A 13,229-nucleotide genomic window follows, 5' to 3' on the forward strand; every position below is an offset into this window, starting at 1 on the left:
ACGCATGCTGAACATGCGCAACGCCGTTTCAAAAAATGACACCGGTGCCATCGGCTTCGGTGCGGAGGGAAGAGAACGATGCGGATGCTGATGACAAAGAAGGTGTGCGCGGCGGGGGCCTCGCTGCTGGCTCTGTCGATGGCCACGGCGGCCGTGGCTCAGGAGACGCCGGCGCAGCCCGCCCCGACGGGCGGCGTGGCGCCCCAGTCTGCGACCCCGATCGCCGGAGAGGATCCCGAGACCGCCCAGGTCGATGACATCGTCGTCACCGGTTTCCGCTCCAGCCTCCAGCAGGCGCTGAACATCAAGCGGCAGGAAGCCGGCGCGGTGGACGCCATTCTGGCCGAAGACATCGCGGACTTCCCCGACCAGAACCTGGCCGAGGCCATTCAGCGCCTGCCGGGCGTGACCATCGACCGCGTCAACGGTCAGGGCACGACCATATCGGTGCGCGGCCTGGGTTCGGACTTCACTCGTACCCGCATCAATGGCCTGGAAGCCCAGGCGGCGACCGGCGGCAACCGCAACCGCAGCTTCGACTTCTCGATGTTCGCCTCCGAGCTGTTCAACAGCATCCGGGTTCGCAAGACGCAGTCGGCCGAGATCGAGGAAGGTTCTCTGGGCGCGACGGTCGACCTCCAGACGGGTCGTCCCCTCGACTTCAGCGGCTCGGGCTTCAACTCGGCCCTGTCGGCGCAGGCCTCGTTCAACGACCTGTCGGAGGAAACCATCCCGCGCCTGGCCGGCCTGCTGAGCTGGTCCAACGAGGATCGCACCTTCGGCGCCCTGTTCTCGGTCGCCTACTCCGAACGCGCGCCTGTTCTTGGCAGCTTCAACACCACGCGCTGGCAGCGGGGCGACTCGACCAACGTCAACCCGACGACGGGTTCGCCATACGGCCGCGGCCAGAACTTCGGCGGCTGCCTTGTCTGCACCACCACCGCCCAGCGGGACGAAGTGCTGAACGCCTTCTATCCCCGCATCCCCCGCTACACCTTGGGTCAGACCTTCGAAGACCGGCTGGGCATGACGGGCGCGCTGCAATGGCGTCCGAGCGATCGGACCGAGGTCAACCTCGACCTGCTGTACACCGAGTTCAACTCGGAAACCGAGAGCCCGAACATCGAGGCCTGGTCGTTCAGCCGCGCCGCCGTCAATCAGCTCGTCGTCCGGGACTATGAGATCGACGCCTCGCGCAACGCCTTCTCCTATGGCGTGTGGGACAACATGATCGTCGCCGCCGAAAACGGCTTCCAGCGTAACGAAAGCAACTTCTATCAGGCTTCGTTGAACGCCCGCCACGACTTCACCGATCGCCTGCACGGCACGCTGAAGCTGGGCCTCAACCGTTCGGAAGCCCGCACGCCGCTGAACGTCGCCTACCGCTTCGAGACAGCGCCCAATACGACCTACACCTACGACGCGCGCGGCGATGATCGCCAGCCGCTGATCGACTACGGCTTCGACGTCACTTCAGGGTCCCGCTTCACCCTCGTGAACGCCAGCCGCTCGAACGGCGGAGGCAACTTCGAGAACGATGTCGCGGCCGCAGCCCTGGCCTATGACTGGTCCGATTCGATCAGCTTCAAGTTCGGCGGAGAGTACCGCACCTACGGCTTCGAGACCTTCGGTCTGGCGCGGGCCAGTTCGACGCCGACAGGCGTCAACCGGATCGTCGGCGTCGATCGGGTGGGCCGGGTCGTCGATATCAGCGGCTACGTCGATGCGCCGTCTGGCACGGACCTGCGCTTCATCGTGCCGGACATCGACGCCTTGGCGCGCACCCTGACCAACTACGACGAGCCGCTGGTTTCGAACCGCAGCGAGCGCGAGGTGGACGAGACCGACAACGGCGTCTTTCTGCAATCCGACTTCAATACCATGCTGGGCAGCTGGGTCGTACGGGGCAACGTCGGCATCCGCTACGCCACCACCGAGGTGACGGCCAAGGGCTGGCAGACGGTCTCGTCCGGCACGCCGCCGGTCACGAGTTACAACTATGTGACCACCGAGAACGACTACTCGGACACCCTGCCGTCGTTCAATCTGGCGTTCGAGCCGCGCGAAGACCTCGTCCTGCGCCTGGGCGCCGCAAAGGTCATGTCGCGCCCGACTCTGGGTGATCTGACGCCCGGCGGCAGCGTGTCCCCAACGACGCGCACGGTTTCCTACGGCAATCCGCTGCTCAATCCGTTCCGCGCGACGAACTATGACGCGTCGATCGAGTGGTATTTCCAGAATGAAGGCCTTTTGGCGCTGGCCGTGTTCCACAAGGACATCGACAGCTTCATCACCTCCGAAACGGTCGGCATCCCCTACAACCAGCTTGGGCTGCCCCTTGAGCTGCTGCAGGGCGCCGCCCAGCCGACCGACATCTTCCAGGTGACACGTCGCCTGAACGGAGAGGGCGGCACGCTGGATGGGATCGAGATCCAGTATCAGCAGCCCTTCACCTTCCTGCCGGGCTTCTGGTCGAACTTCGGCTTCATTGGCAACGTGACCTTTGTGGATTCCGAAGTCAGCTATGGCACGGCCGGCAAGAACCGCCTGACGGGCCAGTCGAAGAACACCGCCAACGCCACCCTCTACTACGAGGAAGGCCCGCTGCAGGCCCGCGTCTCGGCGGCGCACCGCAGTCAGTATCTGCTGTCCTTCCCCGGGGCCAACGGCAACTCCGAAGAGGGCGTCAACGATACGCTGAACATCGACGCATCCATGTCCTACGACATCAACGACAACTTCACTGTGTCGCTCGAGGCCATCAACCTGACGGACGAATACGTCGACCGCTATGTCGACATCGCGGACCGGGTCTCGGACTACCGCCACACCGGTCGCGAGATCGCTATAGGATTGCGCTGGAAGTACTGATCCTCCTCCCTGACGACTTCAGCGCGATAGACTGGCCCGGAGCCTTCGCTCCGGGCCTTCTTTTTGTGGTCAGGCGGTTCTCAGGCCGGTCACGCCGGTCGAGTTCGTCACCTTGGGCCCTGTCCCATCCAGGGTGTCGATGCGACAATCGCGGAAGGACCAGTTGCGCGCATTGGCGATCGTGCCCGCCTCCCGCACGTCCCAGTCGAGCCGTTCGAAGGTGAAGTCGCTGAGCGGCGCTTCGGGATAGGCCGCCGCCTCGAAGCCCACCTTGCCGCCCACTGCGCGAATGTCGGACAGCCTGACATCGTGGATGCGCGGTATGCCTTGCTCGCGCGGCACAGGCGTCGCCAGCGCGCGCCAATAGTCCGGCACGTCCGTGATGCCTGGCGGGATCTGCGCATAGCTGTAGTTGGGATACCAGTTCAGATTGACCCGAAACAGGGTGGCCACGTCCTGCAGGTGCACGTCGCGGATGCCGATGTTGGAGATCACGCCGCCACGGGTGTGGCCCGACTTGAAGAAGATGCCCAGCGGCACCGGATAGTCGATGCGCAGGCCGGACACCTCGATGTCCTCGAAACCGCCGGAGGTCTCGCTGCCAAAGGTCATGCCGGCCAGCGCATCGCGCACGATGCAATCCTTGATCCGCACCTCGCGGCAGGGTCGCGCCACCCGGAGACCGTCCCAGTCGCGGCCGGCCTTGATGCAGATGGCGTCATCGTTGACCGACAGGTCGCACCGCTCGATCCGCACGCGCTGGGAGGAGTCGATGTCGATCCCGTCCGTCGAGGGGCCGCGTCCGCCAAGATTGTTGCGGACGATCAGGTCGGACACCACCACGTCGCGCGAATAGCAGACATGCACCGTCCAGAATCCGGAGCGCGCCAGGTTCAGCCCGGAGACCTCGACCTGATCGGAATCATAGACATGGATCAGCCGGGGCCGTCGGCAATCGTAATCCGCCGCCCAGCGCAGGCCCTTGGGATCATAGTCGCGCCGCAGCGCCCAATAGCTGTCCCAGAAGACCTTGCCGTCGCCATCGACAAGGCCCTCGCCGGTGATCCTGGCGCCGCGCTGCTGATAGATGTTCAAAAGCCCGGCCGGCCAATCCATCTCGATCCCGGCCACGCGCGTGCGAACCATCGGATAGGCCGAAAGGTCCTGAACGCCTTTCAGCGTCGCGCCCCGGCCGATCGCCAGCGTCACGCCCGACTTCACAAACAAGGCGCCCGACAGATAGACGCCCGGCTTCAGCACCACCGTGCCGCCACCGGCGCCGGCGGCCGCATCGATTGCGGCTTGGATGGCTCGCGTGTTGATCGTCTCGCCGTCTCCTACAGCGCCGAAATCGGCCGCATCGGTGGTCTGTTGGCGCATGGCCGGCGCGGGGCGGGTCACGGACAGGGCGGCGGCGGATTGAAGGCCCAGGTGAAGCACGGTTCTTCTCAGCATGGCGTCTCCCTTGGCTGCGGTTCAGCCGCAGCCGTTTTGCTGTGTGGACGTCGATCTTCCGACATCAAGGCAGTCGCCCGTCTGCTGAAAGCTTCAGGGTTGGCGAGGCGACTTGACCAACTTATGGTACACCGAAGCAAATAGTGGAAGCGCCGCCTCAAGGCGCAGGGAGAAAACGCATGCACCTCTTTCGGCCCTCGCGCCTTGGCGCTTCCCTGACCGTGGCCTTGCTGGCGTCGACCGCCCTGGCGGCGCCAGCTTACGCCCAATCGGGCGCGACCCTGCCTCCGGGCGTGGAGGCGGCCTGGCTGACCCCGCCCGCACGACCCGCGCTGAACACCGATCCGAGGTGCCTGCCCTCGGCGGAAGACACACTGGCGGCGGTTGACTATGTGACCCTGTCGCAGATCGCGGCCATGGCGAGGGAGCCCCTCGCCCTTTCGACGGGCAGCAACCTGACGCAGATTTCCTCCAACTGGGTTGCGGCGACCTTCTATGTCGGCGCGGCGCGGGTCGCTCGACGCTCCAGGAACCCCGAGATCCTGCGCTTCCTGACGGCGGCGGCCGAGCACTACAACTACAGCGTCCGGGGCGCCCGCTCCGGCCCCACCATGCTGAACGCCGACGACATCGCCATCGGCGACCTCTACGAAGAGCTGTACTCGCGCCGCAGGCAGGAGGGGACGCTGCTGCCGCTGCGCCAGCGGCTGGACTGGCAGGTCCCGCACCTGAACCGCTCGACCGAAACGCCGGCCCTGGTCTGGTGGTGGGCGGACGCCCTCTACATGGCGCCGCCGGTCCTGGCGCGCATGTCGGCCATCACCGGCGATCCCAAATATCTCGCCGCCGCGGACAAGGAGTGGCGCCGCACCGCCGACCGCCTGTGGATGCCCGAACAGCGGCTGTTCCTGCGCGACGAACGGTTCGTCGGCCGCACTGAGGCGAACGGGCAGCCCATCTACTGGTCGCGGGCCAACGCCTGGGTCATCGCGGGTCTGGCCCGCTGGCTGGAGGCGATGCCCGCCGACTATCAGGGCCGCGACTACTATGTCGACCTGTTCCAGAAGATGGCCGGTCGGTTGGCCGAACTGCAGCAGGACGACGGCCTGTGGAGAGCCAGCCTGCTCGACCCGCAATCCTACCCGGAGGCGGAGACGTCAGGGTCCGCCTTCCACGTCTACGCCTTGGCCTGGGGCGTCAACCACGGCCTGCTGGGGCGCGAGACCTATCTGCCCCATGTCCTGAAGGGCTGGGCGGCGCTGAACCGGCACGTCCTGCCGAGCGGCCTCGTCGGCGCGGCTCAGAAGACCGGTGACCAGCCGGTGCGCACCCGACCGGAGGAGGTCGGCCTCTACGCCACCGGCGCCTATCTGCTCGCGGGTCTCGAGGTCGCCGACCTGAATGGTTCGGTGAAGGGGCTGCCCGTCGCAGAGCCCGCCCGCGACACGCCCGAGGTCATCGCGGCGACCACGCCAACGCCGCCCGCGCCCGTCACCATCGTCGGCGAGGAAGAAATCCGCCGCCGCGCCGCCGAGATGCAGGCCACCGCCGCTCTCGCCTACGATCCCGCCGGGCTGAACCGACCCTCGACGATCGAGCCGCTTCAGCCGCCGCCCGCCGACCAGCAGCAGCCGCGCGCGGTGGTCCGCTTCGCTCCCGACCGCCTGGACGACCTCTTGTGGGAGAACGACCGCGTCGCCCACCGCATCTACGGCCCGGCGCTGGAAGCGCGCGAACCGCCGTCCGGCTCGGGCGTCGATGTGTGGGCCAAGCGGGTGCGTTACCCCTTCATGGATCGCCAGCTGCGGTTCCCGAACTACCACGTCGATCGCGGCGAAGGGCTGGACTACTACGATGTCGGACGCGGACGCGGCGCTGGCGGCCTCGGCGTCTGGTACGAGAACAAGCTGTGGACCAGCCGCAACTTCTCGACCTACCGCATCGACAAGACAGGCGGCGACGAGGCGCGCTTCAGCGTCGATTATCGCCCTTGGCCGGTGGATGTGGTCCGGCGCGTCTGGGAGACGCGCGCACTCTCCCTGCCGCTCGGGTCCAACTTCACCCGCATGACGTCGACGCTGCAGTCGGACACGACCGATCCCCTGACCGTCGCCATCGGCATCTCCAAGCGACGCAACGACGCCGGCTCAGGCACGGTTGTCCGTGACGCCGCCAACGGCCGCCTGATGTTCTGGGAGCCCGAAAATCCCGAACACGGCAGCCTCGGTATCGCCATCGCGGTCGATCCCGCCATGGTCCAGGGTTTCGCGGAGGACGCCGACAACTACCTGATCCTGCTGCGTGTCACGCCTGGCCGGCCCTTCACCTACTACATGGGCTCGGCCTGGGATCGCGGCCTCGACTTCCGCACGCGCGAGGCGTGGGAGAGCTTTGTTGCGGAACAGGCATTCGACTTTTCCGCCGCGGGCGCGGCGCGCTGAGCCGCGTGGATGCGCCCGGGCCAGACAGGTAGTCCTTGATGCCGCTGTTTCAATATGTAAGCGTGGCTTCAACATAGTGAGACCGGTTCAGTGAAGCCGGCCTGGGTTGAGGAAGCCGCCATGAAGCCTGTTCGTGTTCTGTCCGCCATCCTGCTGGCGACAACCTCTGTCGCCGTCGGCCTGCCCCCGGCGCGCGCAGAGGTCATTCGCCTCAACACGCCGGCCGTGGGCCTGACCCTTGATCGGATCGGCGCGCTTCCGGACGCCGAACGCGAGCCCTGGATCGAGTACCTGGCCCGATCGCAGGCGCAGATGCAGGCGGATCGCGCGTCGCTGGCCGCCGAACTGCCGGCGGGCGCCACGCCCCCGCCTCCGCCCCAGGCCGTGGGCGGCAGCCAGACCCACCTGCCGCTCGATCAGCCGGAGGCCTGGTACGCCACCGCTGAAGCCCGCGCGGTGGCAGACGCCGTCGTCACCTTCCAGACGCCGGCCGGCGGCTGGAGCAAGAACCAGGACCGCCGCATCGCGCGCCTGCCCGGCCAACGCTTCTCCAACGACGCCGAAACCATGGAGCAGAACCCGGCTAACTTCGACGCCCCGGCCGACCGCTTCTGGACCTTTGTCGGCACGCTCGACAACAACGCGACCTGGTCGGAGATGCGTTTCCTCGCCAAGGTCGCGGCCCATGCGCCGGGCCCCCAGGGCGACGCTTGGCGCGCCAGCGTGATCAAGGGCGTCCAGTATCTGCTGAACGCCCAGTATCCGAACGGCGGCTGGCCGCAGATCTGGCCGTTGGAGGGGGGCTTCCACGACTCCGTCACCTTCAACGACAACGCCGTGGCGCAGGCCGCCATGGTGCTGCGCGATGTCTCTCATGGCGAGGAAGGCTTCGACTTCGTTCCCGCCGAGCTCGAGGCGCGCGCCGCCGAGGCGACGAAAAAGGCCATCGACGTCATCCTGGCCGCCGAGGTCCGCTACGGCGACCGCATCATGGGCTGGCCCCAGCAGGTCGAGCCGTTGCGGCTGGTCCCCACCAGTGCGCGCAACTATGAGCCGCGCTCGGTCGCCAGCGGCGAGACCACCGACATCCTGATCTTCCTGATGGGGGAGCCCGACCCGTCGCCTGAGATGAAGGCCGCGATCCGCGCCGGCGCCGCCTGGCTCGAAGCCACCCAGGTCCATGACAAATCGTTCGAGATGACGGACGACGGACGCAAGCTGATCGACAAGCCAGGGGCCGGGCCGATCTGGTCGCGCAACTACGACATCGTCACCGGCCAGCCGATCTTTGGCGACAAGGACCAGACGATCCACGACGACGTCAACGGCATCTCGGTCGGGCGCCGCAACGGCTATTCCTGGTGGATCGCCTCCCCCCAGCGCGCGCTCGACGCCTACACCGCCTGGTCGCGCGACAATCCCTGATCCGCCGCGGCCGCCCTTCCTCGCCGTCGCGACCGCGCGGAGGCGACGGGCGGCCAGGCCCCTCGCCTGAACATCCTTAGCCTGGGCGGGACACCAGCACCGCGCCGAACAGCGGCGGCAGGGTCAGCTGGATCGTTGCGCCGGCGCTGACCCGTTCCCCGGTCACCGCGTCCTGGTAGTCGCGGCCGCGAAGCTCGGGAGGCAGCGCGACCTGCACCGTGCGAGCCGCATCGGCATTGTTCACGGCGACCAGGGCGACCGCGCCGTCTAGCGACCGGCTGGCGACCACGACATTGGCGTCCTCATGCAAGGGCGCGCCGAGTTCGCCCAGCGCCAGGACCGGATGCTCTCGTCTGAGCGCGATCAGCCGGCGCATCTCGGCGTACAGGGCCGCGTCCGGCTCGCCGCCCGTGTCCGCCCAGGGAAAGGTGCGCCGGTTGTCGGGGTCCTCGCCGCCGGTGACGCCCACCTCGTCGCCATAGAATACGGTCGGAGCGCCGGGCCAGGCGACCTGCATCAGCACCGCCAGGCGATAGCGACGCCGCGCCTCCGCCGCCTTGGCCGGATCGTCGCCGTGGTCGCCCAGCAGCCACAGGCTGCGCGCGGTGTCGTGCGTCGACAACAGGTTCATGGACGCCCGCCACGACGCGGCGGGATAGAGTTCCCGCATCAGCTCGATGTTGCGGTAGTTTCCGGCGACGTCTCCGCCCGCGGCGATGTCCAACGCCGCATTGCGAAAGATGTAGTTCATGGTGGCGTCGAAGCTGTCGCCGAGGAAGTATTTCGACGAGTCGAACCAGGTTTCCGCGATGGTCACGGCGTCGGGATCGTGCGCCTTCACGGCCGCGCGCCACCCGGGCCAGAAATCGTCAGGCACCCAGGGCGCCACGTCCATCCGCCAGCCCGCCGCGCCCCGCTCAAGCCAAAGGCGGGTGACGGAGTCCGGCGCGCCGTAGGCGAAGCTGCGGTAGGACGGCGAGGCTTCGTTCAGCTCCGGCAGATCGCGCGCGCCGGTCCAGCCGCTGTAGCGTTCGTCGGGATCAGCCTTGGCGGGGTCCAGTCGGTACCAGTCGGCATAGGGGCTGTCGGGCCGGACCTCTCCGCCCTCCAGCGCGCCAACGCCAGGATGCTTGGCGTAGCGGTCGAAATAGAGGCTGTCCCGACCGGTGTGGTTGAACGAGACGTCCACCACCACGCGGATGCCGCGCCGCGCGGCCTCCTGCGTCAGACGCTCGAACTCGGCGTTCGAGCCGAAGGCGGGATCGACATTGCGATAGTCGCCCGTGTCGTACTTGTGGTTGCTGGCGGCCGTGAAGATCGGCGTCATATAGAGCGCCGTCACGCCCAGATCGGCCATGTGATCGAGCTTTTCGGTGATCCCGGCCAGGTCGCCGCCAAAGAAGTCGTTGCCGCCGCGCGCATCGGAGCCGTCGCCCGAGCCGGGACGGAAGGGCCGTTCGCCCCACGAGGCGTGAACCTCGACCGAGCCGTTCTGAAAGGTGTTCGGTCCCGCCTTCGGATCGTTGGACGGGTCGCCGTTCCGGAACCGCTCGGGGAAGATGTAGTACCACACCGCCTGCTGCGCCCACGCCGGAACGGCGTAGTCGCTGGCGTGGACCGTCAGGCGAAAGCGGCGGATCGCCTCCGCATCGGCCGGAGCGTCGATCGCCACCCCCTGGCCATTCGCCCCGCGCTCCCGCGTCCAGTAGATCGGCGACGAGTTGTTCTGATAAACGAACCGCCGGCCGCCGAGCTCCACCTCGAACCAGTAGCCGTAAACCCCGGCCTGGTCGAACGTCCGCCGCGCCGACCAACGACCATCCGCACCGCGCGCCAGCGGCACGCGCTCCAGCTCATCATAGGCCAGCACTTCCTGGTTGCCCTCCAGGCGACGCTTCTCGACGACCAGGGTCGCCCGCTCGGCGGCGGGACCGTCCAGAGTGAAGACGACCTCGGTTCCGTCCGAAACGGCCCCGAACGGCGACTTGTAGCGCAGGTCCCGGCTGTCGTGACGCAGGGCTTGGGCGCGCGGATCGGACAGGGGCTCAACGCGGGGCTCAGCCTGTGCCACCGTCAGCACCGGCTGGTCGTCGCTCAGTTGCAGGCGCAGCGTGCTCCAGCCGTCGAAGCGATAACGAAGATTGTCCGAGCCTCCCCGATCGGGGCGCGCCACCGGCAGGGTCGCGCCATCGGCCTTGCTCCCGCGCGGTGCGGCGAAGGTGGAGGCGTCCGCCCAGCCGGCGTCGCCGATCTTGAAGTCCTGCGTGCCCTGCAACTCGGCCGTGACGGCATAGGCGTTGCACTCCCACGCCATCGCGTATTCCTCGACCGCCGCCCAGCCGCTCATCGCGCCGCGCAGATAGAGCCGCGTTTCGCCAAGCGGCGGCGCCGCGCAGCGATCGACCGCCGCGTCGGGCATTCCGGCGCAACCGCCCAGGACGCCCGCCGCAGCCATGCCGACGACGGCCTGGGAGCGGACGCAAGACAAGCGTCGCATAACGCCGGCAGCCGCCCGGTTCCACCTGATTTTCATGCTGCGTCTCGCCTGCGGCCAGTGCTGTAAAGATGTGCAAACTTTCACATCATCAGCGGAGTGGCTATAGCCCTCTCACCTCCAAATCGCCGCAGCAAGGCGAAACGACGCAGTGGCGCACGAACAAGAGCTCGCAAAATTTTGCAGCGGTCCTGCAGGTCGCACCTGACGAGGGGGTGACCTGCCGGGCTGTCCCGCGTGCGTCATCCCGATACGGTGCAGTGAATGGACGCAAAAAATCCTGCGGCTTTTTGGGCCTGCAGGTCTTGCTATGTGCGGGTGCAGGCGCGGGATCCGGGCGAGCTCTCACACGGCGGCTGACCTTTCAGGCATAGTCGCAGAAACGCCATCAGCGGTCATCAGCAGCGCGCGGCCAATCGACCTTCGGCTGAGGCGTCTGTCGACAGAAGGGCCTGCTCTGATCCGGAAGCCATCTTCTCAGACCGACCCGAAGCCGATGTGGGGAGGTCAGCTTGCAGGTTCTGTGGTCGCGCTCCACGATTGCGAGATGTTGAGAGACGACCCCGACATTCACCCAGAGGAGCGCATCGCCTTCGGCAAGAAGCCATGGCCAGCAGAGTCGGCCGGAGACCCCGTCTTCGCCCAGGTCCCCCGACGGAGCTACTGAGACAGGCCTGCTCCGACGAGCGCGGCCTGTACCTCCGCACGAGCCGCGGCCATATCGCCACGAAAGGCTGCAGAGTGCTGTTCCGCGCCATAGATGATCATGCCCGCGGCAATGCCGGCCTCTGCGGCGCTGTAGCTGTGTGAGCCGCAGATGTAGCGGCTTTCGGCGAACCCGCGCCCGCGTGCATACAGCCGGTCGGCTCGTTGCGGGGCCAGTTCGGCCAGGATCATGGCGACGTGCATGCCGTGGGCCGCGTGACCGGACGGGTAGTCTGGATTGTTGGCCAGATGCTGCGACTTCGCCTCGCAGATCGGCAGATCGGCGTCGAGATAGGGCCGCCTGGTCGCCCAATGGCTCTTGGCGTCGCCCACGACCGACCGATCGTTGCCTGAGCGGTGCAGCAGAGCCGTCAACACCGGGGCCTCGTCTTCGGTCAAGCGGACGCCGAGGGCGTCGGCGAAGTGATCATACATGTCGCCGGTGACGTCGCTTGTGGCCAACGTCCATCGGGGCGTGCCCTGCAGCACGCGCGTCTGGCGAAAGATCTCGGCGTCGGCGCGATGCCGAGGCGAACCCGGCTCGGGCGGCGACGCAAGCACCATGGCGAGGACCGGTCGAACCTCCGGCGCGAGATAGCCCCGAACCGGCGCACCCGCCACCATTTCGACAGCCAGATCGTCGCAGCGCCGTTCAAGGCGTACGACGTTGCAGGACGCGGCCTCCCCGCCGGGCAGTCTCACCTGATAGCCGGGAAAGCGCGGGTCGGCCCACAGGTAGTCGGTCGAGACATACTGAGCACCGCTGGCCAAGGCGGCGCTGCGGCGCGCGACGTCGCCTTCTCGCGCCTCCCTGGTGTCGGCGTCCGCGCGCGTGCGCACGATAAAGCCCTGGCGCACGGCGGCGCGTATCCGCGCCTGCTGCTCCACCGGGTCGTTGAGGGTCAGATAGGCGGCTGCGGAACTGGCCTCGTCGGTGTTGACGAACATCGTTCGCCCTTCCAGCGACGGATGCCCCGCGGCGTAGCTGGCGACCTTTTCCGGGCCTTCGTCCAGGGCGAAGAATACCTTGCCGCGAGCCTGCCCCAGCGTAGGCCACCCTCCGGCGAGCACGCCGTCGCGCAAGGTGGCGTGCTCGCCCCGCACCTGATCCGGCGTGATCAGGTGTTCGGCGTCGAACACCGACCGGATTTCGGCGTCCAGCGCGTTCCAGGCCCCCGCATCGAAGTCGAGCAGGGTCACGCCGCCCGGCATGGAAGGCCGGCCGGTCTTGGCGTTCAGCATGATCAGTATGGGCGCGTGGTCCGGATGCGCGCGCGACCACAGACTGATCTCCTGAAGGCAGGCGACGAAGGTCAGGCACGAGCTGCGGAAATCCACATCCGGCATGTGCAGCGTCTTGAAGCCAGGGCGCGCCATGGTCTCGGCGAAGACGGCGCTGACGGGCGCCCCTGCGCCCTCGCGTCCGAGCGCGGACAGAGGATGGGCGTAGCGCCCGCCCTGCGGATCGTTCAGCACGTCGATCTCGATCTGGCGGGCGCCCGCGTCCAGCTGTTCGGCGAGGGCGCGGTGCGCATAGTCCAGCCCCCGCGCCCCGCTGTTCGCGGCGACCAGAGCGTGGAGCTCCTCGGCCGGGATCGCCAGCTTGTAGCTGTTGTGCGTGCCCACCGCCGTCAGATCGTTCATCCGCAGCGTCGCGTCCATCCAGCGTCGCGCGCACGCGTCTCCGCCCGCTTCGCGCACGTCCGCCGCAGAGGGTTGGCAGGGCTCCATCGAAGCCGGTGTGGCGAAGGCCATCAGGGCCGCCATCAGGGTGAACATCGTGACTTCCTTACAGGCAGAGAGCACATCGCGAAGGCCGCCACTGCCAGCGAGCAAGG

General features: G+C 67.4%; 6 protein-coding genes. 3 read left to right on the forward strand and 3 right to left on the reverse strand.

What is annotated here, in order from left to right:
• Nucleotides 1–90 precede the first annotated feature (90 nt).
• A complete protein-coding gene (locus KY493_RS07030) occupies nt 91–2,871 on the forward strand; it encodes a TonB-dependent receptor (protein WP_219898227.1) in 2,781 nt (926 codons plus the stop codon).
• Between the two features lie 69 nt (nt 2,872–2,940).
• On the opposite strand, the gene KY493_RS07035 is transcribed toward KY493_RS07030, so the two are convergent.
• Nucleotides 2,941–4,326 (reverse strand): glycoside hydrolase family 28 protein, encoded by a 1,386-nt coding sequence (locus KY493_RS07035; protein ID WP_219898228.1) that lies wholly within the window; start codon nt 4,324–4,326, stop codon nt 2,941–2,943.
• A 179-nt stretch (nt 4,327–4,505) separates the two neighbouring features.
• On the opposite strand from KY493_RS07035, the gene KY493_RS07040 reads away from it, so the two are divergent.
• Nucleotides 4,506–6,767: a glycoside hydrolase family 88 protein gene (locus tag KY493_RS07040; protein WP_219898229.1), complete on the forward strand. Its 2,262-nt coding sequence runs from the start codon at nt 4,506–4,508 to the stop codon at nt 6,765–6,767.
• Between the two features lie 120 nt (nt 6,768–6,887).
• The gene (gene pelA, locus KY493_RS07045; protein ID WP_219898230.1) at nt 6,888–8,192 is read left to right on the forward strand and encodes a pectate lyase; all 1,305 of its coding nucleotides are present in this window, start codon (nt 6,888–6,890) and stop codon (nt 8,190–8,192) included.
• 76 nt (nt 8,193–8,268) lie between these two features.
• Here the strand turns inward: pelA and KY493_RS07050 are convergent, their stop codons facing one another.
• Nucleotides 8,269–10,647, reverse strand: coding sequence for a glycoside hydrolase family 13 protein (locus KY493_RS07050; protein ID WP_219898231.1), 2,379 nt, complete (start codon nt 10,645–10,647; stop codon nt 8,269–8,271).
• Nucleotides 10,648–11,346: 699 nt separating this feature from the next.
• Nucleotides 11,347–13,170, reverse strand: a complete 1,824-nt coding sequence (locus KY493_RS07055) for a Ca2+-dependent phosphoinositide-specific phospholipase C (protein WP_219895700.1) — start codon at nt 13,168–13,170, stop codon at nt 11,347–11,349.
• Between the last annotated feature and the right edge of the window lie 59 nt (nt 13,171–13,229).

Origin of the sequence: Brevundimonas sp. PAMC22021 (assembly GCF_019443405.1) — a bacterium.
Classification (GTDB): Bacteria; Pseudomonadota; Alphaproteobacteria; order Caulobacterales; family Caulobacteraceae; genus Brevundimonas.

Excerpts from the sequence above, each read along its gene's own strand:
- KY493_RS07030 (WP_219898227.1), top strand. The coding sequence starts at position 91 with ATGACAAAGAAGGTGTGCGCGGCGGGGGCCTCGCTGCTGGCTCTGTCG.
- KY493_RS07035 (WP_219898228.1), bottom strand. The coding sequence starts at position 4,326 with ATGCTGAGAAGAACCGTGCTTCACCTGGGCCTTCAATCCGCCGCCGCC.
- KY493_RS07040 (WP_219898229.1), top strand. The coding sequence starts at position 4,506 with ATGCACCTCTTTCGGCCCTCGCGCCTTGGCGCTTCCCTGACCGTGGCC.
- pelA (WP_219898230.1), top strand. The coding sequence starts at position 6,888 with ATGAAGCCTGTTCGTGTTCTGTCCGCCATCCTGCTGGCGACAACCTCT.
- KY493_RS07050 (WP_219898231.1), bottom strand. The coding sequence starts at position 10,647 with ATGGCTGCGGCGGGCGTCCTGGGCGGTTGCGCCGGAATGCCCGACGCG.
- KY493_RS07055 (WP_219895700.1), bottom strand. The coding sequence starts at position 13,170 with ATGTTCACCCTGATGGCGGCCCTGATGGCCTTCGCCACACCGGCTTCG.